This window comes from Desulfothermus sp., from assembly GCF_053993635.1.
In genome coordinates this window covers 1-24442 of record NZ_JBMYBT010000029.1, presented here as the reverse complement: position 1 = coordinate 24442, position 24442 = coordinate 1, and the positions used below count along the sequence as shown (strand labels likewise).

Genomic DNA, 24442 nt, shown 5'->3' with positions numbered 1-24442 from the left:
CCCTCTTTTTTTATAAATTAATTTCACTATTGCCTAATTTGTGTTGTAATAAAATCTTGTGAAACTCCTTGGCAAAATAATCTACTGTCTTATCATCTGTCATTTGGACATCAAGCTGTCTAGTAAAGGCAACCAAGATTCCAAGTACCATAATTTTTTCCAGTGTTTCTTCCTTTGCCATTCCCTTTAGACGTCCAACAACTAAGTCTCCTTTTATGTCTGTTAAAAAGTCCTGTTCTGTTAAAATCCGTCCTATGAGACGTGCCCTCCTTGCCCTTTTTACATTTTCTGATACGCCTCCGAAAAACCTGAAGTAAATATAGTTACTATTGGGATCATCTGATGCAATAGTATCTATCATGGTGAAATGGTAACCCAGTCTCAAACTTATGTTTGCATATTCTTTTGAAACTACAGCTAGATTTTGTCCAATAAATTTTGGGTCTGCAACATCAAAGGCAAAAGTTTTATTCATGCTGGACATAAAACTTTTAAATCCAATACCAACTGGTGAAGAAGACCATACATTTTCACTACATACCCCTTTGATAAAATACTTAAGAGGCATAGAAGATAGATTATTTACATGTAATTGCCTGGGTTTAATAATAGCATTTTCACTAATATCAATCACTATTAAGTCTAAGGGAATATCCAGCTTTAATTTTACTGCAGCACTGCTAAGCTTAGGGTCTGTATAACAATTCTGATCAATTAATTCTTGAACCGCCTTTTCGTGGATATATCTTATGATATCATGAAATGTTTTACAATTTTCAGGTCTAAAATCATTTCCTGTGGGATCTACTAAATTAAGTGGTGAAATTCTCTTATAGATCCTTTTAAGTAGTCTATATTCCTTTGTTTCTTCAAATTTTTCCTCATTAAATTCATAATAACATAGCTCTTTTAAATAACCATTATAAATCACGTTATCAGTTGCATTTAAAGTAATCTTTTGTCCATTTTGTAATATCTTGGTAGCCTTTTTAGTATTGATTATCATTGGTATTCTAAATTCCCTGGCAATTGTAGATAAGTGTCCAATGGGTGAGCCAATATCTGTGATAATGCCATTTACCTTTTTTATTGCCTTGGCAAGTAAAGGGGAAGAAAAAGTTGCAACCAATATACATTCATCTGGTACGTTCTCTAAGTCTTCCACAGAAGTTATTTTATATACCTCTCCTATTGCAATGCCTTCTTGTACAATCTCTCCCTGGCCTGATAATATAACTTCAAATCTTTTTTTTATTGAATCTAAGTCACATTTAAATTGTATTTTTTTTTGGTCTATGGAAAGTTGTCTGGTTTGAAGAATTATCAGGTTGTTTTCCATGTCAAAAGCAAATTCTATGTCCTGGGGATGTTTAAAATATTTTTCCAATCTCATTCCTATTTGAGCCAATTTTTTTATTTGTTCATTAGTAAGACATGGTTTGTCTCTATCCTTATCTGGAACGTCCATTCGTTCTATTTTACCTGTATCGAGATTTAATTGGGACATATTTTTTTTATAAGTTATATCCATACCAATTAACTCATGGGGACATGTCCTGGAAACATAGAATTTATCTCCAGCCCTTTTTCCTGAGACCAGGCCTTCTCCAAGACCATAAGTGGATGCAATTACAGATCTTTCCTGTTCGGGATTAAAAGGATCTAAAGTGTACATCACTCCGCTTACCTTTGGCTGGACCATCTTTTGACATCCCACTGCCATGGCAATTTCTGATTCTAAGAACCCTTTATTTTTTCTATATTCCATAGCCCTTTCTGAATAAGTACTTGCTATAACCTCTTTATATTTATCAAAGATATCTTTAGGTGGAACTCCTAGATAACTCTCATAGATGCCGGCAAAGGAATGTTCACTATCTTCTCCAATACAGCTGCTCCTAATGGCAAAATATAGAGCCGTATTTTTGTACCGTTTTTTTAATTTGTTGATATTTTGATTTACTTCATCTACCAGTTCCTTAGGCAACTCAATATTTAATATAAGGTCTTGTATTTTCTTTGATGCGCAAGATGTTTCAATATATCCTTTTTCCCATTTATTAATTATATCTGAAATTTCACCTGCTACATTAGATTCTTTTACTATTTTTAAAAAACCTTTGGTTGTGATTGCAAAACCATCTGGTATGTTAATTGTGAGTAGATTTTTTATAACTCCTAAATGGGCATTTTTACCACCAACTGCGTCTTCATATTCATCGTTAATTTTATCATAAGGAAGTACATAATTTCCTTCTGGAATAATTATGTTGCCTTTTAATTCTTCTTCTATATTAGACCTGATTTTTGCATACACTGGTAGAAGCCGAGAATATTTCCCTGGGGCCATAGCTTCTAAGTGATAAATCATTTTATAAATGCTGTCAGCTAGTTTCAGAGAACTAGTTTTTATGTAATGTCTGTCAAAGATATATTCTCCACTTAATTTTTCTCCCATATCAGCGATGATCTCAAGGGAAAGATTATTTTCTTTAATAAGTTGCTGAAAGTGGTCGAATAATTCATGAAAGCTAATTTTTTTGGTTCTTCTAAATAAGTTGAAGATATTTTTTAATGACCATCCCATATTCGACCACTCCCTATTTATTAAATTTTACCAGAGACGCATAAATCTATGCGTCTCTGGTAAAACTCAAGTTGATTAATGGGCTCCACCCTTATCTTTAAATATAAATCCCATTACAAAACCAGCTAATATTGCTATAATTACGGCTAAAATACCATAAATTAAACTGTGATTGAAGGCCATATCGGATATAAATTTTGGAAATCCAGTTAACTTCACTTCAAAAGAATCCTTTTCTATATTCTCTATTTGATGCTTATTGTTTAGAGTATATACAACTATTTCATATTTTCCTGGTGGCATCTTAGGGGGTATAGATATCTCGCACCTAAATTTTTTTTCATCTCCCTTTTCAACATACCTAACTCCATTTTTATTTATCTGATATAGCCCTTCTTTTTCTTTTAATTTTAAAAAATCCGCTAGAATTTGGTATTTTGTGTCAGGAGTTGGTTCTATTTCTATTTTTGACAATACATTCTTATATCCAAGGCCTAAATTGTGTATAAGATTTGATAGATTAGATGGGACATATAACATGTACACAGAAGGAGCGTGTTTGAATGTTAGGTGTCCCACGGTCATCCAGAATATACCCCATACTTTTCCTTTTTGTTTAAAATGAGCATCCTTCTCACTTCCTTTTATTTCTACTATGACATCTTTATCTTTAAGAATATCTCCTGATATATGTAATTTTGCTCCATTATACTGAGCACCTATCAATATTGTTTCAGGAGAATGTGTAAATGCCAGGACATTTTTAGATGCAATTATAAAACAGCCTATTAAAATTATATAAAGATATTTTAATTTCATGATTAGTGACCTCCTGCATAGGATAACATTAGAGAAGGTTTTGCCAGTAAGCTGTAGAGCATTTTAAACATAACGAGTAACACAATAGTAGCAAGAATTATCTTGAGCTGGTCTCCTTTTAGTCTTTTAGAGATCCTTGTTCCAAATTGAGCACCTATAGTTGATCCCAAAAGTAAACAAAGTGCTAATACAAAGTCTACTGTGTGGTTAGAATATGCCTGCATTATTGTTACATTGATACATGTAAATAAGATCTGAAATAGAGATGTTCCAACCACAACGTGCATGGGCATGCGAAGGAGATAAACCATTACTGGAACCATTATAAAACCACCACCAACACCCATGATTGCAGCTAAAATCCCTACAAAAATACCCAAAATCAACGGCATTAGGGCAGACATAGTGACACCAGATTTTTCAAAGTGGGTTTGAAAAGGTAGGGAATTCATTAGCTTTACATAAATTGATTCCTTAGGCGCCGCAGATGTTTGTTCTAACTCTTCTTCTCCTCCTTGTTCTTTGCTTTTTTTCAGGCTTTGTAGACTTTCAATGAACATATATGAGCCAACAAATCCCAACATAATGACATATGTTAAGTTGATTAAGAAGTCGGCATTACCAAGGGCCCTTAATACCTTAATTATATGGACCCCAATATCTCCTCCAATAATCCCACCAATTAATAACAATATGCCCATTTTTATGTCCACGTTTCCCAACCTGTAATGGGCAACTGTTCCTGAGGTGGATGCCCCAACAATTTGATTTGAATCTGATGCTGCCGCTACTGTAGGTGGGATCCCGAACATGATCAGAAGAGGAGTCATTAGAAAACCACCACCTACTCCAAAAATACCTGAAAGTAGCCCTACCAGGCCTCCGAGACCCAGGATAAGAAAGACATTTATGCTGTTTCCAGCAATTGGGAGATACATGTGAAACATAATCACCACCTTCCTTTATTTTTTAACAATTTCTACACTGCACAATTTTTGTTTTTTGACTGTTTTTAACAACTCTAAAACCCACTGTTTGTATGAAGTTTTGTTTGGTATTGATAATACCAGTAAATCTATTCCCTGTTCTAAAATGAATTTTGTGCATTTTTCCAAAAAATTTCCTTTCACCCGAATGTGAACATTTTTTCCCTCCTTTTGGCTTAGGTTTAACAAGTTGATACCCTCACTACCCCTTTTAACATTGTTATTTTCAATAGAGGAAATCTCTCCCTCCTCCACATATTCAAATAAATATACCTTTGCATTAATCCTTTCAGCCAGTTGCATTGCATGCACTGCAGTCCAAAGATTGGGTTCTTTAGAAAATATGGGAACAAGTATTTGTTTCATAGCCATATATACGCATATTTTGTTCCAATTTGTTAACTATTTGTAATTATTACTTTATATCTAGTGAAGAGTATAAATATATGCTTTGTCTATGTTTCGATATGAAAAAATATTAATGGTATTAACAGTTAATAAATTTTTCCACTCAAGTGAAATTGTCTTGAATAATAAGGAGATTATTTAAGTTGGATGTTAAAGGTTAAGATCTAATATGGCATGTTTCATTTTGAAAAAGGAGGGTAGATTTTATAGGTTGTACTTTTTCATTTTTCTCCAAAGAGTGGTCCTTGGAATTTTTAAGATAGCTGCAGTTGCTTTCTTGTCATAGCCTGTAAATTCTAAGACCCTTTTTATGTGATTTTTTTCAATTTCTTCAAGTGACATCAATAACTTAGTAGATACATTTGTAAAATTTAGGTTGGTTATATCTGAGGGTAGGTGTTCTGGTTTTATCTCTTGTCCATCGCACAGGGCAACTGCCCTCTGGATTATATTTTCCAGTTCCCTTACATTTCCTGGAAAGTCGTACTTTAAGAGTAAAGATGCTGCCTTGTTTGAAATTCCTTTGATTTGTTTGTCAAATTGTTTATTATACTTTGATATAAAGTGGGAGATCAAAACTGGAATATCCTCTGGTCGTTCTTTTAATTTTGGAAGCCTGACATTCACCACATTTAGCCTGAAGTAGAGGTCTTCTCTAAAGAGTTTTTCTTTCACAAGTGTCTTTAAATCCCTATTTGTAGCTGCAATTATTCTTATATCAAGGTCAATAGGTGTATTTGATCCTAATCTATATATTCTTTTTTCTTCAATGACCTTTAATAGCTTTACTTGTATGGAAGGAGCCATTTCTCCAATTTCATCCAGGAATAAAGTTCCTTTTTGTGCAGCTTCAATGAGACCAATTCTTCTGGAATGTGCCCCTGTAAAGGCTTCTTTTTCATGTCCAAAGAGTTCATTTGTTATAAGCTCTTCAGAAAAACCACCGCAATTTATAGAAATAAATGGTCCTTTGGACCTTTTGCTAAGTTTGTGTATGGCCCTGGCCACCATTTCTTTTCCTGTCCCAGTTTCTCCTTCTATTAACACATTACAGTCTAGGGGGGCGATTTTTTTTATTATATTTGTCACATTTACCATCTTTTGGCAATTTGCAATAAATCCATCCAGTGGATCTTTATCTCTTTGATCCAGTATATTCTTTAGTTTTATATTTTCTTTTTTTAAAAGTATTTTTTCTAAGATGTTATTTACAGTGAAGATAAGTTTATTTTTGTTTAAAGGCTTTTCCAGATAGTCGTTTGCACCAATTTTTATTGCTTCCACTGCTGAATCTACTGTTGCGTGTCCTGTCACAATTATAACTTCTATGTCGGATTTTAATTTTTTTAAATAAGTTAATACGGTTATTCCATCTAAATCAGGTAGGTTCAAATCCAAAAGAAGAAGGTCAAAATCAATTTCATTAATTGATGAGAGAAATTCTTGTGCATTGTTATATGTATAGACCTTTAAATCCAGATTTTTTTCTAAAAGGGATTTTACTCTTTTTAGGAAGATAATTTCATCATCCACTACTGCTGTTATAATACATGAAAAATCCTTTTTCATAATTTAATTGTGGGTCTTTTGGGATGGAACTGGAAGATAAACAAAAAAGGTAGTACCTTGTCCTTGCCTGCTTTTGACCTCTATGTGTCCTCCATGTTTTTTGACTATACCATAGACTATTGAAAGACCAAGGCCAGTACCTTTACCTACTGGTTTTGTGGAGAAAAAGGGATCAAATATTCTATCCAATACTTCTGGAGGCATACCCACGCCACTGTCTTCCACTGCTATTTCAATAAAACCTTGTTTTTCTCTGGCACTTATTTTTAGGTATCCACCTTCTGGCATTGCCTGTATTGCATTTAAAAACAGGTTGATAAATACCTGTTTTAAGTTGTCTTCATTACCTTTAATCTTGGGAAGGTCAGTGGGAAGGTTCCTTATTAGTTGTATATCTGATAGCATTAACTGGTTTTTCACAAGTTTTATTGTAGAGTCAATTAGTTTTTTAATATCTATTAGTTCTGTTATGTCTGTTTTTCTCCTCCTGGAAAAATCCAACAGATTTTTTACAACAGAGCTGGCTCTCCTGGCCTCCTCTAAAATTTCTTTTAGCATTTCTTCTCTTTCTTCTTTTGATAGGTCGCTAAAATCTTCTAAAATGGCCTCTGCAGTGAGCGATATATTGTTTAAAGGATTGTTTAGCTCATGTGCTATGCCTGAAACAAGGGTTCCTACAGCAGATAGTTTTTTTGCCTGAATCAATGCATTTTGTCTTTCATCCAATTCCTTAATCATTCTGTTAAAGGCATTAATTATCAATGAAAAAGAGGAAGACTGTTGTGAATCCTGTGGAATATAGGAAAAATCTCCTTTAGATATCCTTTCTGTTGTTTGTTGAATAAAAGAAATTTGTTTTAAGATAGTGCTGGTTAAGATGATTAGAAGTATAATAAGAGTACTACAAAAGAGAAACATCAAAATAGATGGAATATACAAAATTTTATTTAAAGTGCTTTCAATATGTTTTTTATTTAAATTTAAAAGTTTTTCAGCAAATGTGAGCATATTTTTACCATATTTTCTTATTTGTCTTAAGTCCACTTTATTTTTTTTCTTTGCAATGAGAATTAGATTTTCATAAATAGTTAAGTCATTTTCAAATCTTCTAAAATCAGATGATAGTTCTTCAAAAATATCTTTAAATGCATCTTGATCTTTTATATTATTTATTTCAGATTTTATTTTTTTTAAATATAAAAGCACTTCATTTAAGTCTTTTTTATCTATAAAATATACAAAGTTTTTTTCATATCTTCTAAGCTCTAACACATCTTCCATAAAGTCATGTGTCCGTTCTAACATGGCAAGTTGTTTTTTGAAAAAATTAATATTGTAGGCATATCCAATTAACTGGATTACTAGGAATACAGTGGCGGTAACTGTAAAAAGTAATATTTTGATTCTTAAGTCTTTCATTATTCCTGTTTTCCTAAATACTCTGATAGGAATATTTAATGAATTGTATACAATATACGTTTAGGTATGCTAGCAAAAGTATATTGGGTTTTGTCAAGTCTAAATAGAAAGGAATTTATTTTTATGAGGAATTTAAATAAGTTGATAAGCTTAGGAGAGATGAGGGGGCATAGGCCCCCTTTTTTTTTAATGTCCTCCAGATCCCAAAATACCAGATGCAGCCAGTAGAAGAACCAGGATTTCAGTTACGGCTATTGCGGTGTATATTTTATCCCCTTTTTTAAAATAAGCAAAAACCAGTGTGAGATACCCTAAAATGGTAAGTAATCCCAGTAAAGCAATGCCCAAAAAATTTAAGAAATCGCCCTTATCTAAAAGATACACCCATGTCCATCCCTCATGTATGTTTAGTTTTTCTAGAAACTCCCCTGATGGAAGATTCCACAAATTCTGGAGTGTATCTATTGGAACATAAGGCTCCATTATTCCAGATAAATATATAATGAAAGTGATACACATAAGGGCAATTCCACCCCAAGCACCATAAAATAAAATTTCTGCATATAGGAGCTGTTCTTTAGTTACCTCTACTCTATTTTCCATATTGTTTCCTCCTTAACTTTAGTTTATTTTTGTTTTTTTATAGGTTAGTGTCCAAGTCCCTTTAACAGGGCCTTCCCTCCTGCAAATATCAACACACCAATAACAATGTATCTGATTAAAGCAGGTTTGGCCTTAGCCAGGATTCTAACCCCAACAATTGATCCAAGCATAAGGCCTATTATAGAGGGAATGGCAATGAGTGGGATTACACATCCCCTGTTTAAATAGACCCAGGCAGCTGAGGTATCCGTGATGGACAAAAGAAACTTACTGGTGGCTACAGAAATCTTTAATGGCACACCCATAACAAGGTTTAAAACAGGAAGGTTGGCCCAGCCAGCTCCCAGGCCAAACATACCTGCAACAGTTCCAATTACAATAAATAACAAAAGTCCGACTCCAGTATTTTTTGTTTTCCACTGAACAATTTTTCCTGTTGCCTCTTCCATGTATGAGCCCTGAAGACCCAGTGCAACCCCTATGGCGTCCTGTTTTGTCACAATTGGATATTCTACATTTTTAGAAGTTAAAAGGAGAATTGAAATAAACAGGATTGTTGATCCTAAAAGGATTTGTACAATGTTAGTTGGAAGTGATAGCCCTAAAAATGCCCCAAAGATTGAACAAGTAGATGCTATAAGAGCAAATGGTAGCGCCAACCTCAAGTTTGCTAGATTTCTTTTTAAAAGACCTGGTCCGGCTGCCAATGCCCCAGCCAACGCAACAAACAGACCAGCACCCCTGACAAAATCTAAGTGGAATGGGAAAAAGGCAGATACCAGTGGAACATACAACACACCCCCGCCAACGCCAGCAAGCACCGCAACAATACCCAAAATAAAACAAAAAACAAAGAGAATGGAGGGCCAATACCACCATGGTTTTGCAACAGATTTTGTAATTACTGTAGTTCCTTTTTCTGCCTGAGCGAATAAATCAGGACAAAAAAACAGGCTCAAACACAAAAATAAAATGATAAATAAAAAAAGTTTTGTAAATTTGTTTTCCATATTAACCTCCTATTTTTATTTATTTTCAAAATTTATTTTTTAATTGTGAAAAAAAGAACAAACAAAGAGAATAATCTTGTTTTTTTTGTCACTAACTGTCCCTCTTTAGTTTGTCAATAAAAAAATGTGTAATATTTTGAAACATTTATTAAACAATGTTTCTGTTTGTGATAAAATTTAAATATAGGAGATGGTAGGATGTAATTTTAATTAGAAAATATGTTATCAAGTATTTCAGATAACTCTCGAATAAAGATTATGTCTATTCCGGTGGTTATGCTATTTGATATTGAAGAAAAATCCGTTTTATTTTTTTCAGGCAGGATAACAGTTTTTACCCCTGCTATTTTCGCTGCAAGGAGTTTTTCCCTTATTCCACCAACTGGGAGAACCCGTCCTGAAAGTGTTATTTCACCGCTTAAGGCCACCTCCCTTCTACATTTTTTGTTTGTTATAAGAGAGATAAGGGCTGCAAATATGGGGAGGCCAGCAGAAGGGCCGTCCTTGGGAATTGCCCCTGCTGGCACATGAATATGTATATCGTGGGATTTAAAAAAATCTGCGGATATCTTGAATAAATGGATATTTGATTTTATAAAGCTCAAGGCCGCTTGTGCAGATTCTTTTAAAACATTTCCCAGAGATCCAGTAAGAATCAAATTGTCTGATCCTGCCATTTTTGTGGCCTCTATAAATAATATCTCTCCGCCAAAAGGAGTCCATGCTAGTGCTGTGGATACTCCTATTCTATCTTTTACATCTAACATAGTGGGTCTGAATTTTGGGGGGCCTAAAAATTCTTCAACTTTTTTTACATCAATTGTTAAAGGGGAGTTTATTGATCTTTCCTGCTCCAATATGTTTCTGGCTGTCTTTCTGCAGATAGATGAGATTTGTCTTTGTAAATTTCTAAGTCCAGCCTCTTTTGTGTATTCTTTTATAATTTTTTTTATAGCATCTTCTTTAAATTCAATATCATAATCCTGTAATCCATTTTCCACTATTTCTTTTGGAATTAAATATTTTTTGGCAATTTCTACTTTTTCTTCTTCTAGATAACCTGGGACACTTATTATTTCTAAACGATCTAAAAGGGGAGCAGGAATATTATCGATGGTATTGGCTGTAGCTATGAACATCACTTTGGATAGATCAAAGGGTATGTCTAGATAGTGGTCCACATAATTTTTATTTTGTTCAGGATCTAATATTTCAAGGAGAGGAGCTGAGGGATCCCCTTTGAAATCCTGGCCTATTTTATCTATTTCATCCAACATAAACACGGGATTTTTTGAACCAGCACGCCTTATTTCCTGAATTATTCTGCCTGGCAAAGCGCCCACATAACTCCTCCTGTGTCCCCTAATCTGGGCCTCATCTTTTACTCCAGCAAGGGACATTCTAATAAATTTCCTTCCCATGCTCTTTGCGATTGAATTTCCAAGGGATGTCTTTCCCGTACCAGGGGGTCCAACAAAGCAGAGGATTGGACCTTTGTTTTCAAACAATATTCTATGGTTTTCCAAGGCATTTTCTACAGTGGAAATAATTTCTTCTAATTTTAATGGTTTTGACAAAAATTGAAAAGAACCCTTTTTCATGGCCTCAACAGCTGCATTAACAGTTGCATATCCCGTAATTATTATGACTTCAGTTGATGGATGATTTTTTTTTGCCTGTTCAAGTACTGATAGTCCATCAATGTTCTGCATCTTTAGATCTGTTATTATTACATCAAAGTTGTGATGAGACAAAAGCGATAGGGCCTCTTCACCACTTAGGGCAGAATAGACCTCATATCCCTGTTTCTCAAGGACATGCTTTATATTCATGCAAGTGAGTTTTTCATCGTCCACAACCAATATCTTAAAGTTTTTCTTATTTTTTAAAATCCTCACTGCAATATGCTCAAGTATTCTATCCTTAATATCCTGAAGTCCATAATGTTGTTCATCTAATATCTCTGCTGCTCTATTTATGTCCAAATTGTCTTTGGTCATTGTATTCCAGGGAAGAGATAATAAATAATCAATATAATTAATACCAATTGTGTATTCTGCTGATGATTCTGAGATATACTTTATTCTATCCAGCTCCTTTAAAGCCACCTTTTTCACATACTCAGGCAGATTTTTATCTTTAATCTCACTCCTTAACTTTCCCAGTTCATCTAAAGTTTGCTCATGGGAATGTTCTGGACCTTTTTTTTCTTCCTTTTTTTTAAAAAAAATCATGACCACTCCTAATTTTTTTAAATTCTTCTGATTAATTCTATAGACTAGCTTCGATTAAAAGTTAAGTGTTAAAAAATGAAACATAGGTAAATTATAATGTGTTGTTAATAATAACTAGTTGAAATCAATAGACAAAAATAAATATCTATTGATTAGTGTTGCTTTTTGAAATATATTTGTTATTTCATATTTTATAAAATCTATTTAATTTCAGTTAGTTACATTTCTGGCATTACTTTTGCTTACTCATGTATAAAGCAAAAAAAGGAGGCATAATATGTTGCAAAAAGAAACCATATTAAGGAAATTGGAAAAAATTATGATGGCAGTAACTTTTGCTGAGGCCAATTTAAGGGATATGGCCTTGAGTTTTTTGGATGAAAAGAAAAAAGATGTTAGAGAAGAAAAGGCCCAGAGGGTTGAGAAGTTGAGAAAGAGAGACGAGATGAGGCTGTAGAGATGTGTTCAATCAGGGAATGTGATTTTTCTTGCAATACCTATCTAAATCTTAGTTACAGGGGGTCTTTATGAAGAGGATTTTAGTAGCTTCTTATGGACTTAGTCCAGATTCAAAAACTGTTTGTTACTCATTAGATTTGGCAAAGCAGCTTGGTATGGAAGTGGAGTTTTTTGAAGTAGTGCCTGAAAAAAATAAAAAGCCATCTATTAAAGTAGGCCCCCTTAAGTTGCTTAAATCGTTAATGGAAGATGCTATGGTAGCGGTTACATATGCTGAACATCAAGAACATGGGATGGCAAGGGAAATTGTAAATCAGGCAATGGAGAATTTAAAGCCATACTTATCAAAGATTCAAAATGCGGATTTGAAAGTGGATCTAGTAATAAGGATAGGTGATTTTGTAAAGGAAGTGGTAAAACGTGTAAGGGAAAGAAAAGGGATAATTTTAGCAGTTATTGCCATGGGTAAGACCCATAGGGAAAAAGTTTTAGAAAAACTTAAACAAGAATTGGATATCCCAATTATTATTATAGAAACTTAAATTTTGGGGGGTAGTTATGGGTATTTTTGATAAATTTAAAAAAAAGGCAAAAAAAACAAAAGAAGAAATTACAAAATATCAGGATGCCATAGCCTTTGCTGAAGAAGGCAGGCATGAGGAGGCCACTCAGTTTTTGGAGGAAAATGGGGGAGATATTCAAATACAACCCAAATTATTAGTAGTAGGACATGGAGACAGTTTTTCTTCAACTGTTATTGAGTACTCAATTGATATGGCAAAGAGGTTGGGGTATGAGATTGTGGCCCTAAATGCAGCATCAATTGGAGATGATTTGCCTGTAAAAAGCCTTGAGCGAAAAAAACTTAGGCAAGAGTTTTTAGATGGATGTGAAAAGAATATTCAGAAATTTAAGAATATGGCTGAAAAAGAAGGATTAATTTTTTCTCATAAGGTAAAATTTTTAGACAAAGAAGATGCCTTGGAAGAGATAAAAAATGAAATTCAAGGGATTGAGTTTGTAATATCTGATAATGAAAGGGACTTTGTGGTACCACAAGATGAAAACAGACAAAAACATCGGCCAGCTGTTTGCGTATACTCAATGGTATAAAATGTTTTATGGAGGCTGTATAAATATGGATATTACCTTTTATTTGAAATTAGCATTAATAGGAGTATTTTTGGGATTTTGTTATGCTTTTAGGCATGAAGACAAAAAAGGATAGTTTTTATTTAAAATTGAGTGAGAGTGGAAACATAGTTTAGTGGGGTGGTTAAGTTGGATAGATGCCTTAGATATACTAAGGCGGTTCTGCTTAAAAGGAGGTCCTCTTTTTGATTTTAGAAAGAGGGCCTTGTGGTGTGTTTGGAGTTTGTAAAAAATTTAGGAGGAACATATGACACCAGATATGATTCTTACTATGATAGTTCTCGCATTTGCTATATTGCTATTTGTCTTTGAATGGGTGAGGGTGGATGTTGTGGGAATTATAATGATGGTCTTACTTCCCTTACTTGGTCTGGTAACTCCAAAAGAGGCCTTTATTGGTCTGAGTTCTAATGCTGTGTGTTCAATTATAGCAGTAATTATTATTGGTGCTGGATTGGATAAAACTGGAGTGATGAATAAGGTTGCAAGTCCAATTATAAAGTTAGCAGGGAGTAGTGAAAAAAGGATAATCATACTCATATCAGGAACAGTTGGACTTATTTCTTCGATGATGCAAAATATTGGAGCAGCGGCACTTTTTTTGCCTGCAGCCCAGAGAATAGCAAAAAGGACCGGAGTCCCCATATCAAGAATCCTCATGCCAATGGGATTTTGTGCAATTATAGGTGGTACCATAACACTGGTTGGTGCCAGTCCCACTATCCTTTTAAATGATTTGCTGGTATTAAATGGCCAGAAATTAAAGCCTTTTGGGCTGTTCACTCAAACACCAATAGGTATTTGTCTCCTTGCATCTGCTATAATTTATTTTGCTTTTTTTGGGAAATACATCCTACCTTCAGGTGAAGGTCAGGCTGATAAGGGAATTTCAGATTTACTTATGGAGGCTTATAGGGGGCTTGAGAGTGTTTTTGAACTAGAGATTCCAAAGAGTTTTGACGGTCCAAAGACCTTAGAAGATTTGGCCATACGGGAAAAATTTTTAGTTACAGTAGTGGGTATATATTTTTCCAAGAAAAAAGATAGGACCCTTGTTCCAAGAAGTACGGACAAACTTTCTCCTGGCGATACAATTGCCGTAGTTGGTAAGAGAAAGAACGTGGAAATTATGGCAAGGGAGCTTAATTTTAGATTAAAAGAACAACTGGAAGTATTTGCAGAGGATCTTGCCAGAACAAATGCTGGCCTTGCCGAGACCATAGTATCTCCACGCTCTGAGTTAATAGGCAAGACCTTGAGTGAAGTAAATTTTAAAGAACTGTTTGGGGTTAATCCTGTAGCCCTATTTAAGGGAAACAAAATATTTTATTCTGGGCTTACCAATATAAAACTTAGCATGGGAGATACTTTACTATTATTTGGCCCATGGGCAAGATTTCATATACTTAAAAACAGACCCCAGCCTAGACCCCTTAGTTTTGCTTCTCCCCTTGAAGGAGAGATATTAAAGCCTCAAAAGGCAAAATGGGCGGTATTTTGGTTGATATTGGCCCTTTCTCAGGTAATCTTCTTTAAGGTGAAATTAGCCGTTGCACTCATGTCTGGTGCCCTTGGAATGATAATAACTGGAGTATTGACAGTAGATGAGGCGTATCAATCAGTAGACTGGATGACGGTATTTTTGCTAGCAGGTCTAATTCCCCTTGGAATTGCCTTTGAAAAAACAGGCACTGCATCTTTTATTGCCCATAAGATCCTGGAAATTATAGGTAAACCCTCTCCAATAGTGCTGCTTGCGGTTGTGGGCCTCCTTACTTCCTTTTTTACATTGGTTATATCTAATGTTGGTGCCACAGTATTGCTTGTTCCCCTATGTATGAATATGGCGGTTATGGCAGGTGGTGATCCAAGGATGGCAGCCCTGGTTGTGGGACTTTCTGCATCAAATACCTTTGTACTCCCAACCCATCAGGTTAATGCACTGGTTATGAGACCTGGTGGATATCGTACAGTGGACTATGCCAAGGCAGGTGCTATCATGACTGTATTGTTCCTTACAGTGGAACTCACAGTTATCTACTTTTTCTACGGAATAAAATAGCAAAATCTAATGGAGGACCTCTAGTCCTCCTTCATATTCATCAAAACGGAGGGGCTATCTTATGGCAATTATTACTATTTCCAGAGGAAGTTATAGCTTTGGGAAAATAATATCAGAGAGGGTCGCACAAGTTTTAGCCTACAAATGTATTAGTAGAGAAATCCTGGTTGAAACTGCATCCAAGCACCATGTTCGAGAAAAAGACCTTTTTAAGGCATTGCACGACTCTCCTTCTTTTTTTGAAAACAAAAAAAACAGAGAAAAATATCTAAATATGATAAAGGCAACCCTTATAAAACATGCAATGGAAGATAATCTTATATATCATGGTAATGCTGGACACCTTCTCCTTCCAAATATATCCTGTCTCTTAAAAGTACGTCTAGTAGCTGATCTCAATGAGAGGATAGAGCTTGTAATGAAATTAAGAAATATAAATGAGAATGAAGCAAAAAAAGAGATAGAAAAAGAAGATAGACAAAGATCTCAGTGGACTAAAATACTATACAATCAGGACTTAAACTCTCCATTTCTGTATGATATAATTATTCATATACAAAAGATCGATATTGATAAGGCCTGTAATATTATCTGTAATATTATTGAAGATGATAGATTCAACATGACTGATATGTGTAAGAAAAAATTAATAGATGAATATATATTAACTCTGGCAAAAATTGAATTATTTGATGAGAATATTGAAGATATGACTATTCAAGATAGAATTTTAAAAATAAAAGTCAAATTACCAAAGATAAGAAAAACAAATCCTGTATCTCCCAGTTTAGAAAAAGATATAAATAAATCAATAATAGACGATACTATGCTGTCTATCTACAAAAGATTAAAAAATATACCTTATTTAAAGGATGTAATGTTTGAAGTTTAATTTTTGGGAGAAATTTTTAATATGAAAATAAGTATTAGAAAAAAAATTATAATTACGTTTTTAATTTTATTTTTTATATCAATATCCATATCTATCTTTGGTTTTTATAATTACAATAAATTAAACCATAAAATTAGTTTAATAGAAAAAAAAAGGGAACTTTTAAACTATATATTGGAAGCAAGAAGATATGAAAAAAATTTTTTTATAAATAAAAACAAAAAAAATCTAGAACATGCTATTAATTTTTTAAAAAAAGCAGATTCTCTTTTTGTCTTGATATCAAGAGAATATGGGAAGTATGCAGAAAGTTCTAATATCCAGGAGCATATAAGTCTTGTTAGAGATTATAAAGGCGCATTAATTTTACTTTTAAATAAAGTTAAACACTCTTCTGTTATTGATCCTAATGATATTGAGTTAGTCAGGCAAAAAGGACACAATTTGACTACCACAATGGAGAATGCAATTAATAGAGAAAAGGGGGCCATAAAAAGGTTACTTATAAAATCTAAAACATATTTGTATCTAAGTATATTTTCAATGGTCGGGGTAACAATTATTATCTTAATTTTTTTACTTATCAATGTTAATCGACCATTAAAACAGATTGAAAATGCTATAAAAAGAATTATTATTGGAGATTATGAGGCCATACCCAGGATAAAGACAGGGGACGAGTTTGAACGCTTGGCACTTACATTAAACAAACTTCTCTCAGAGATGAAAAAGAGGAGTGAACAACTGGTTCAGAGTGAGAAGATGGCAGCCCTGGGCACATTGACCTCTGGCGTTGCCCATGAATTAAATAATCCTCTAAATAACATATCTACATCTCTTCAGATAGTTCTGGAAGAACTAGATGAAGGAGACATAGAGTATCAGAGGGAACTTTTAAAAGAGTCTTTAATGCAAGTTGACAGGGCCCAGGATATTGTAAAGAGTCTCTTAGAATTCTCAAGGGAAACTACCTTTAGCACTAGTGAAGAGAGTATCCTCCATCTTGTAAAAAATACCTTAAAATTAGTTCAAGGTGAAGTGCCGTCCAATGTGAGTATTTTAGTTGACGTGCCAGAGGATCTTAAGGCAATGGTAGATCCAAGGCGGATGCAACAGGTCTTTTTGAACCTTATTTTAAATGCAATCCAGGCAATGGAAAAGCAGGGAGGAGAGATTCATATCAGGGCAAAAAAGGATGAGGAACGTGACGGGATAATAATAGAAATAGAGGACAATGGACCAGGTATTCCAGAGGATATTCTACCAAAAATATTTGATCCCTTTTTTACCACAAAAAAAGTGGGTAAGGGGTCAGGACTTGGCCTTTCTGTATCCCAGGGTATAATAGCAAAACATGGGGGAGAGATCTCTGTTATAAGTGAAGTTGGAAAGGGAACTTGTTTTACAATTTTTTTGCCTTACAGGCCAAATAATTGAGAATTCATTTTAATGAATTAAGGGATATTGGGAAATGGACCAGAGAGAATTTAATATTTTGGTTGTGGAAGACGAAGACATAGCCCGAAAAAATTTACATAGGATCCTTTCAAAAGAGGGATATGTTGTTGAGAGTGCGGCAAGTGGAAAGGAAGCCATTGACCTTTTAAATAAAAAGGAATTTGATTTAGTTGTAACAGACCTTAAGATGGAAGGCATAGATGGAATGGAAGTTTTAAAATATGTAAAATCAAAGGCTCCTTATACTGAAGTAATTATGATAACAGGGTATGCCACAGTTGATTCAGCAGTTACTGCTATGAAAGAAGGGGCCTTCCATTATATTGCGAAACCCTACAAATTAGATGAAGTCAGGGGAATAGTAAAACAGGCCCTTATAAAAAGGGGATTGCAACTTGAGAATATAGAGCTTCGAAAAAAATTAACCCAGAAAAGGCCGTCTGTTGAACTTATAGGAAAGTCAAAACAGTTTTTAGAGGTGGTGGAGCTGGCAAAACAGGTGGCAGTAACAGATGCAAATGTCTTAATATTTGGAGAATCAGGTACAGGAAAAGAACTTCTGGCAAAGTATATTCACTCCATAAGCAGGCGATCAAATAAAAAGTTTGTGGCCTTTAATTGTGGGGCATTTACTGAAGAATTGATCGCAAATGAACTCTTTGGCCATGAGAAAGGGGCATACACTGGCGCAGACTCTACAAAAAAAGGACTCATTGAGGTAGCAGATGGGGGTACTCTTTTTTTAGATGAAATTGGGGATATGCCTATATCCATGCAGGTTAAACTGCTTCGAGCCATCCAGGAAAGGGAAATATTAAGGGTAGGTGGAACAGAGCCAATTAAAGTGGACGTAAGGTTTATCGCTGCAACCCATAGAGACCTACATTTGGAGGTGGAAAATGGGAATTTTAGACAGGATCTCTATTATAGACTAAATGTGGTTTCTTTAAAAACTCCACCCTTGGCTGAGAGGAAAGAAGACATACCCTTGCTGGCCAATTATTTTTTAAAGAAAAAATCAATTGAGATGGAAAAAGATGTGAAATTTATATCACAGGAGGCCATGGATGTTTTATTAAATTATTCATGGCCTGGCAACGTAAGGGAACTTGAAAATGTAATCGAAAGGGCAGTTGCCCTTGCAAATAAAGCTGAGATCACCCCTGATTTACTTCCTGAATATCTGCAAATATATGAGATACATACATTTAGGAGAGATTCATCTAATATGCCCCCTCTTGAACAAGTAGAAAAAGACTACATCCTGTGGGTATTGGAAAAATGTGGAGGGAATAGGTCAAAGGCCGCTAAGATATTGGGCATTGATCGGGTATCCCTCTGGAGAAAATTGAAAAAATGGATTTAAATTAGCCAGTTGACTCAGTTATCCACTCCAGCGGAGTACTCGTCATATGAGCCGCTTGTTAGGCAATTTCTTGGTTTTGAATTAATATCTCCTTTTCAAACTCAAGGGAATAAGATAATAATGAGGTTAAATCTAATTTTTTAGAAGCATTTAGAATTTCAATCCCTATTATTTTATCCTCAGAAGTAGTATCTATGTTAACACCTTCAGAAATCTCCCAAACTCCATCTGGAGCATCATCGCTAAGTTTCAAGTATAATACATCTACTTCTTCGTCATAGTAAACTTTCATTTTTTAACATGTTCTATAATTTCATGATTTCCTATAGATAAATCTTTTCCTTCCAAAATATCTTTAACTACCTCTTCTGAAATTTTATATAATTTTCCTCGTCTTTTTGCATGACGAGAAAATTTTATCTTCATTTGTTATAATCTTTTTTATTGTTTTTAGCTTACATACTTTGAGAAAAATTTCAACTCCGTCTTGGGATAGACTGATTATTCAGCTGGTAACTTCTCTATATCCAAGGTTAAGATTATAGTCTCAGGGTCATTGGGGTCAGACTTTATTTTAAATCCCAACTTTTTGCCAAGGGCCTGCATTGCCTTGTTATCCCTTAAAGTATAAGCCATTAGTATTTTTGTACCTCTCATTTTGCAGTATCTTATCATTTTATCCAAAAGAATGGTCCCAAGTCCTTTTAGTTTTAGATCTGTCCTCACCACAATGGCAAATTCTGCAGTTGTATTGTCGGGATCAAAATACGCTCTGACTTCTCCTATGGTTTCGTCCTTATCTTCTCCTTCATTTAAATTTATGGCAATAAATGCCATTTCCCTATCATAATCTATTTGGGTCAAATGAGCCAGTTGGGAATGGGTGAATTCATGCACAAATGCAAAAAATCTCATCCTGATATCGTATTCTGATAATTTATCCATAAATCTCTTATGTTTCTCTTCATCCTCAGGTCTAATGGGTCTGATATGGACCTTTAGTCCTGAAGGTAAGGATACAAATTCTTCCAGATACTCTGGATATGGCCTTATGACTAACCTTGCAGCACCTGTTAAGTTGGTTTCAGCAATTTTGGCTTTTGCATCCAGAGCCAGGACCCCAGACGAGTCAGCAATAAGAGGGTTAATGAAAATTTCCTTAATCTGGGGGACGTCAATTGTTAATTGAGATAGTTGAACAAGGGTGAGTCTTAAAGCATCTAAATCAACTCTGCCACTTGATGCTGCTTCTTTAAGATGTCTTGAAATTTGAGTATGGGTAATAACTTCTTTTGCCAGGGTCATATTAAGTGGTGGGAATCCAGCAGCTAAATCCCTATTTATATCAGATCCTCCTTGTCCAAAAAAGATTACAGGTCCAAAAACTTCGTGTTCATGAAAACCAGCAACTAGTTGAAAGGCTTCAGGTCTTCTGAACATCTTCTGAACAATGAATCCATCTATTTGAGCTTCAGGGCTATTTTTGATGGCCCGTGACAAGATAGCTTCTGCAGCCTTTTTTACATCTTCTTCTTTTTCAAGATCCCAAGCAACAGCTCCAATTTCCTGGGGATCCTGTATGTCTTTAGATGAGATTTTAATACAAAGGGGAAAACCAATTTCTCTGGCGATTAAAGGCACATCTTCAATAGATTCAACAAATCGGCTCTCTGGCATTTTTATGGAATAAAGGGATAATACCTCTTTTAATTCTGGTAAACTCAATGTGTCTCTATTTTCCTTTAATGCATTTTTTACAATTATTTTTGCTGGTTCTGGATTTGGAATAAATTCCTTTGGTACAGAGTCTGGAGTCTCCATAAGGAGTTCTTGATTTCTCCTGAATTTTACAAGGTCCATGAAAATTCTAACTGCTTCCCCTGGGGTTTCATAAGTTGGAATATTAGATATTGCAAAGATCCTCCTTGCCTCTCTAGGTGCATTTTCCCCCAGCCAAACTGTGAATATATTTTTTCTGCTCTGCCCAATAGTATTGACTATTGCCCCTGCCACATCCCTGGAAGAGACAAATGCTGAAGGTACATGGATAACCATTATAGCGTCTACATTCTTGTCCTTAAGTAGTATCTCTAATGTCTTTGAATAGACCTCACTAGGTGCATGATCCATAATTCTTATTGGATTTTCTCCATAAAAAGTGTCTCCTATTTCTTGTTTTAAGAGTTTAAGGGTTTTTTCCCCTAGCTTGGCAAGGGTGCCACCTTGATTAGTTAACATATTTTTGGCCATCATTGCAGGTCCACCGCCATTGCTTAATATGGCCAGTTTATCTCCTCTAAGGGGTTTTGATCTTGCCAGGGTCTCTACAGCATTAAAAAGCTCATCTACTTCATATACCCTTAACATTCCAGATCTTCTAAATAGTGCATTATAAATAAGCTCTGTATCTACTTTCCTTCCATTGTAAAATATGATTTTTGAGTCTTCGTCTGTTATGGAACCGCCTTTTATAACTATAAGGGGTTTGTTTCTGGATGCTGATCTTGCTGCTGAGATGAATTTTCTGGGATTCTTTATATCTTCAATATATAATAGGATTGATGCTGTGTATGGATCTCCAGCAAGATAGTCTATTATTTCGTCAAAATTTATATCAAGAGAATCTCCTAAAGAGAGGAATGTGGAAAAACCGATATTTTTTGAATGTGCCCAATCTAATACTGCCATTCCAAGTGAATCTGATTGAGAAATAAAGGCAATCTGACCAGGTGGTACTGTTGTTATTCCAAAACTTGCGTTTAATCCGATTCTTGGAATCATGATGCCCAGGCAATTTGGCCCTAAAATTCTCATAGAATATTTTTGGGCGATATTAAGACACAATTTATCTACGGGCATTCCCTTTTCATGGTATTTATTTAGGTCTGTACTCATGATCAGCGCAGTTTTTCCACCTATTTCACCAAACTCGGTTAGATAGTGAGGGATTGTATCTGGGGGGGTACAAATTATAGCAAGATCAGGAGATATTGGTATAGATGCGAGATTGGGATATGCTAATACGCCTGCTATGGCTTTATATTTTGGATTAATAGGAAGTACTGGCCCTGCAAATCCGCCATTAAGTAAGTTTTTCATAACTACGTTGCCAATACTCTTGGGCCTATTGGATGCGCCTATAACAGCTATAGCCTTTGGTCTAAACAGATGATCTAAGTCTTTTAGGCTCATTTTACATCCCCTTTAGAATCCCCAAACAGGATTATTAGTATTTTTGTTTTATTGCTTAGATATTTTGTCTTCAAAAGATTTTCTTGTAAGGATTCTTACTTTAAAAAGAAAAAAAATCAACTGAAGTTTGAAAAAAAATAAAAAAGGGGATTGACAAAAAAAACGGATTGTTGCATATAATAGGTACGCTAGAATTAGTAAACATTGTTTTTAAACCTTTTAAAACAGGAGGGGAGAGATGGGAGAAATGGAAAAAAAACATTATGAGGTAAGATGGCAAGAAGAAGAATACTATTATCCTTCCCCTGACTTTGTTGGTCAGGCAAATTGTGCAGATAGTTCTGTATATGATCGTTTTGGCCTAGATAATTTCCCAGAGTGTTTCAGAGAAATGGCAGAGCTACTGGATTGGGACAAGTACTGGCATACTACTTTAGATACTTCTGATGCCCCTTGCTGGAAGTGGTTTGTGGGAGGAAGGTTAAATGCATGTTACAATTGTGTTGATAGACATCTTGCTAAATATAGAAATAAGGTAGCCATCTATTTTGTTCCTGAATTAGAAGAAGAGAGGATCCTCAAGATTACATACCAGGAACTCTGGAGAAGGGTAAATGAAGTTGCTGCACTATTAAGAGATTTTTGTGGTTTAAAGGCAGGGGATAGGGTCACATTACATCTTCCAATGACACCTGAATTGCCAATTACAATGCTTGCCTGTGCAAGGCTTGGTGTAATACACTCCCAGGTATTTGCAGGTTTTAGTGGAAAGGCCTGTGGTGAGAGGATAGTTGATTCTGAAAGTGAAGTCTTAATAACAATGGATTCCTATTACAGGGCTGGTAACTTACTTGACCACAAACAAAAGGCAGATGAGGCAGTAAAAACTGCTGAAGAACAGGGTCAGAAGGTAAAGAAAGTACTTATATGGCAAAGATATCCTGGGAAGTATTCTTCACCAACGCCTTTAATTGAAGGCAGAGACTATATTATGAACGATGTGTTAAAGGACTATTATCACAAGGAAGTTGAACCAGTTTCAATGCCAGCTGATGGAATTTTATTTTTGATGTATACAAGTGGTTCTACAGGCAAGCCCAAAGGTGCCCAACATTCAATTGGAGGATACCTCGCATATGTTACATGGATGTCAAAGGTAATTCAGGACATCCATCCAGAGGATGTATATTGGTGTATGGCAGATATTGGATGGATTACAGGTCATTCTTTTATTGTGTATGGTCCCCTTGCACTTGCTGCATCCACTGTGGTTTTTGAAGGGACTCCAACTTATCCAGATCCAGGAAGACCCTGGAGAATATCTGAAGAATTAGGGGTAAATATTTTCCATACATCCCCAACTGCTATTAGGGCACTTAGAAAGGCTGGTGGTGATTTACCTCTAAAATACAATCATGAGTTTAAACATATGACTACTGTTGGTGAGCCTATTGAACCAGAGGTATGGAGATGGTATTATAACGTGGTAGGAAAAGGTAAGGCAGTTATTGTGGATACCTGGTGGCAGACAGAGACTGGAGGTTTTCTGTGCTCCACTGTTCCTGCACTAAAACCAATGAAACCAGGTAGTGCAGGCCCAGGAGTTCCTGGAATTCATCCAGTTATTTTAGATGATGAAGGAAATGAAATACCACCAGGATCTGGTAGGGCTGGAAATATCTGTATCAAAAATCCATGGCCAGGTCTAATGCAGACCATCTGGAAGAATAGACAGAGGTTTGTGGATACATATTTTGCAAAATACTGCAAAAATCCAGAGAGTAAAGATTGGAGAGATTGGCCATACATGGCTGGTGATGCTGCGGTTATAGCTAAAGATGGATATGTGAGGATTTTGGGTAGAGTAGATGACGTTATAAATGTAGCAGGTCATAGGCTTGGTACTAAAGAAATCGAATCTGCAGCACTTACAGTGGAAGAGGTTGCAGAGGCAGCGGTTGTTGCTGTTTATGATGAAATCAAGGGAACCGTCCCTCATCTTTATGTATCCCTAAAACCTGGTTTTGATCCATCAGATGAGCTGGCCAAGAAGATATCAGATGCAGTATCTGACATTGTTGGAAAAATAGCAAAACCAGCAAGGGTATTTATTGTTCCTGATATGCCAAAGACCAGGTCTGGTAAGATCATGCGCAGAATCCTGGCTGCAATATCCAACAAGAAACAAGATCTTGGTGACATTACGACCCTGTCCAATCCTCAAGT

19 protein-coding genes are annotated in these 24442 nt (G+C 35.2%); 8 read left to right on the top strand and 11 right to left on the bottom strand.

What is annotated here, in order from left to right:
• Nucleotides 1-10: 10 nt before the first annotated feature.
• The 9 genes from ACY2V1_RS02305 to lon all read right to left on the bottom strand — a co-directional run bounded on the left by ACY2V1_RS02305 (nucleotide 11) and on the right by lon (nucleotide 11635).
• Nucleotides 11-2587 (bottom strand): PEP/pyruvate-binding domain-containing protein, encoded by a 2577-nt coding sequence (locus ACY2V1_RS02305; protein WP_461833182.1) that lies wholly within the window; start codon nucleotides 2585-2587, stop codon nucleotides 11-13.
• Nucleotides 2588-2662: 75 nt separating this feature from the next.
• Nucleotides 2663-3406 carry a TIGR02186 family protein gene (locus ACY2V1_RS02300; RefSeq protein WP_461833181.1) on the bottom strand — a complete coding sequence of 248 codons (744 nt, stop codon included), beginning with the start codon at nucleotides 3404-3406 and terminating at the stop codon, nucleotides 2663-2665.
• Between the two features lie 2 nt (nucleotides 3407-3408).
• On the bottom strand, nucleotides 3409-4362 hold the full coding sequence (locus tag ACY2V1_RS02295; protein WP_461833180.1) for a sulfite exporter TauE/SafE family protein: 954 nt from the start codon (nucleotides 4360-4362) through the stop codon (nucleotides 3409-3411).
• 6 nt (nucleotides 4363-4368) lie between these two features.
• A complete protein-coding gene (locus tag ACY2V1_RS02290; protein ID WP_461833179.1) occupies nucleotides 4369-4764 on the bottom strand; it encodes a hypothetical protein in 396 nt (131 codons plus the stop codon).
• Nucleotides 4765-5004: 240 nt separating this feature from the next.
• Nucleotides 5005-6369 (bottom strand): sigma-54-dependent transcriptional regulator, encoded by a 1365-nt coding sequence (locus ACY2V1_RS02285; protein ID WP_461833178.1) that lies wholly within the window; start codon nucleotides 6367-6369, stop codon nucleotides 5005-5007.
• Between the two features lie 3 nt (nucleotides 6370-6372).
• Nucleotides 6373-7788, bottom strand: coding sequence for a sensor histidine kinase (locus ACY2V1_RS02280; protein WP_461833177.1), 1416 nt, complete (start codon nucleotides 7786-7788; stop codon nucleotides 6373-6375).
• Between the two features lie 186 nt (nucleotides 7789-7974).
• The gene (locus tag ACY2V1_RS02275) at nucleotides 7975-8391 is read right to left on the bottom strand and encodes a DUF1634 domain-containing protein (RefSeq protein ID WP_461833176.1); all 417 of its coding nucleotides are present in this window, start codon (nucleotides 8389-8391) and stop codon (nucleotides 7975-7977) included.
• Between the two features lie 44 nt (nucleotides 8392-8435).
• Nucleotides 8436-9401, bottom strand: a complete 966-nt coding sequence (locus ACY2V1_RS02270; RefSeq protein ID WP_461833175.1) for a sulfite exporter TauE/SafE family protein — start codon at nucleotides 9399-9401, stop codon at nucleotides 8436-8438.
• A gap of 206 nt (nucleotides 9402-9607) precedes the next feature.
• A complete protein-coding gene (lon, locus tag ACY2V1_RS02265; protein ID WP_461833174.1) occupies nucleotides 9608-11635 on the bottom strand; it encodes an endopeptidase La in 2028 nt (675 codons plus the stop codon).
• A 277-nt stretch (nucleotides 11636-11912) separates the two neighbouring features.
• Between lon and ACY2V1_RS02260 the strand changes: the two genes are divergently transcribed.
• From ACY2V1_RS02260 to ACY2V1_RS02230, 7 genes are all read left to right on the top strand, one after another.
• A complete protein-coding gene (locus ACY2V1_RS02260) occupies nucleotides 11913-12092 on the top strand; it encodes a hypothetical protein (RefSeq protein WP_461833173.1) in 180 nt (59 codons plus the stop codon).
• Between the two features lie 70 nt (nucleotides 12093-12162).
• Nucleotides 12163-12636, top strand: a complete 474-nt coding sequence (locus ACY2V1_RS02255) for a hypothetical protein (RefSeq protein WP_461833172.1) — start codon at nucleotides 12163-12165, stop codon at nucleotides 12634-12636.
• A gap of 16 nt (nucleotides 12637-12652) precedes the next feature.
• Nucleotides 12653-13207, top strand: coding sequence for a hypothetical protein (locus ACY2V1_RS02250; protein ID WP_461833171.1), 555 nt, complete (start codon nucleotides 12653-12655; stop codon nucleotides 13205-13207).
• A 286-nt stretch (nucleotides 13208-13493) separates the two neighbouring features.
• On the top strand, nucleotides 13494-15308 hold the full coding sequence (locus ACY2V1_RS02245) for an SLC13 family permease (RefSeq protein ID WP_461833170.1): 1815 nt from the start codon (nucleotides 13494-13496) through the stop codon (nucleotides 15306-15308).
• A 61-nt stretch (nucleotides 15309-15369) separates the two neighbouring features.
• Nucleotides 15370-16200, top strand: a complete 831-nt coding sequence (locus ACY2V1_RS02240) for a cytidylate kinase-like family protein (protein ID WP_461833169.1) — start codon at nucleotides 15370-15372, stop codon at nucleotides 16198-16200.
• A 21-nt stretch (nucleotides 16201-16221) separates the two neighbouring features.
• On the top strand, nucleotides 16222-17637 hold the full coding sequence (locus ACY2V1_RS02235) for a sensor histidine kinase (protein ID WP_461833168.1): 1416 nt from the start codon (nucleotides 16222-16224) through the stop codon (nucleotides 17635-17637).
• Between the two features lie 34 nt (nucleotides 17638-17671).
• Nucleotides 17672-19024 carry a sigma-54-dependent transcriptional regulator gene (locus ACY2V1_RS02230; RefSeq protein ID WP_461833167.1) on the top strand — a complete coding sequence of 451 codons (1353 nt, stop codon included), beginning with the start codon at nucleotides 17672-17674 and terminating at the stop codon, nucleotides 19022-19024.
• A 58-nt stretch (nucleotides 19025-19082) separates the two neighbouring features.
• Here the strand turns inward: ACY2V1_RS02230 and ACY2V1_RS02225 are convergent, their stop codons facing one another.
• Both ACY2V1_RS02225 and ACY2V1_RS02220 read right to left on the bottom strand, forming a co-directional pair.
• Nucleotides 19083-19316, bottom strand: coding sequence for a DUF2283 domain-containing protein (locus tag ACY2V1_RS02225; protein WP_461833166.1), 234 nt, complete (start codon nucleotides 19314-19316; stop codon nucleotides 19083-19085).
• A gap of 209 nt (nucleotides 19317-19525) precedes the next feature.
• Nucleotides 19526-22216 (bottom strand): bifunctional acetate--CoA ligase family protein/GNAT family N-acetyltransferase, encoded by a 2691-nt coding sequence (locus ACY2V1_RS02220; protein ID WP_461833165.1) that lies wholly within the window; start codon nucleotides 22214-22216, stop codon nucleotides 19526-19528.
• 238 nt (nucleotides 22217-22454) lie between these two features.
• Between ACY2V1_RS02220 and acs the strand changes: the two genes are divergently transcribed.
• On the top strand, nucleotides 22455-24442 hold a 1988-nt coding region (gene acs / locus ACY2V1_RS02215), incomplete at its 3' end, for an acetate--CoA ligase (RefSeq protein ID WP_461833164.1).

Coding starts and splice junctions, on each gene's coding strand:
- ACY2V1_RS02305 (WP_461833182.1), bottom strand. CDS start 2,587: ATGGGATGGTCATTAAAAAATATCTTCAACTTATTTAGAAGAACCAAA.
- ACY2V1_RS02300 (WP_461833181.1), bottom strand. CDS start 3,406: ATGAAATTAAAATATCTTTATATAATTTTAATAGGCTGTTTTATAATT.
- ACY2V1_RS02290 (WP_461833179.1), bottom strand. CDS start 4,764: ATGGCTATGAAACAAATACTTGTTCCCATATTTTCTAAAGAACCCAAT.
- ACY2V1_RS02285 (WP_461833178.1), bottom strand. CDS start 6,369: ATGAAAAAGGATTTTTCATGTATTATAACAGCAGTAGTGGATGATGAA.
- ACY2V1_RS02280 (WP_461833177.1), bottom strand. CDS start 7,788: ATGAAAGACTTAAGAATCAAAATATTACTTTTTACAGTTACCGCCACT.
- ACY2V1_RS02275 (WP_461833176.1), bottom strand. CDS start 8,391: ATGGAAAATAGAGTAGAGGTAACTAAAGAACAGCTCCTATATGCAGAA.
- ACY2V1_RS02270 (WP_461833175.1), bottom strand. CDS start 9,401: ATGGAAAACAAATTTACAAAACTTTTTTTATTTATCATTTTATTTTTG.
- lon (WP_461833174.1), bottom strand. CDS start 11,635: ATGATTTTTTTTAAAAAAAAGGAAGAAAAAAAAGGTCCAGAACATTCC.
- ACY2V1_RS02260 (WP_461833173.1), top strand. CDS start 11,913: ATGTTGCAAAAAGAAACCATATTAAGGAAATTGGAAAAAATTATGATG.
- ACY2V1_RS02255 (WP_461833172.1), top strand. CDS start 12,163: ATGAAGAGGATTTTAGTAGCTTCTTATGGACTTAGTCCAGATTCAAAA.
- ACY2V1_RS02250 (WP_461833171.1), top strand. CDS start 12,653: ATGGGTATTTTTGATAAATTTAAAAAAAAGGCAAAAAAAACAAAAGAA.
- ACY2V1_RS02245 (WP_461833170.1), top strand. CDS start 13,494: ATGACACCAGATATGATTCTTACTATGATAGTTCTCGCATTTGCTATA.
- ACY2V1_RS02240 (WP_461833169.1), top strand. CDS start 15,370: ATGGCAATTATTACTATTTCCAGAGGAAGTTATAGCTTTGGGAAAATA.
- ACY2V1_RS02235 (WP_461833168.1), top strand. CDS start 16,222: ATGAAAATAAGTATTAGAAAAAAAATTATAATTACGTTTTTAATTTTA.
- ACY2V1_RS02230 (WP_461833167.1), top strand. CDS start 17,672: ATGGACCAGAGAGAATTTAATATTTTGGTTGTGGAAGACGAAGACATA.
- ACY2V1_RS02225 (WP_461833166.1), bottom strand. CDS start 19,316: ATGAAAGTTTACTATGACGAAGAAGTAGATGTATTATACTTGAAACTT.
- ACY2V1_RS02220 (WP_461833165.1), bottom strand. CDS start 22,216: ATGAGCCTAAAAGACTTAGATCATCTGTTTAGACCAAAGGCTATAGCT.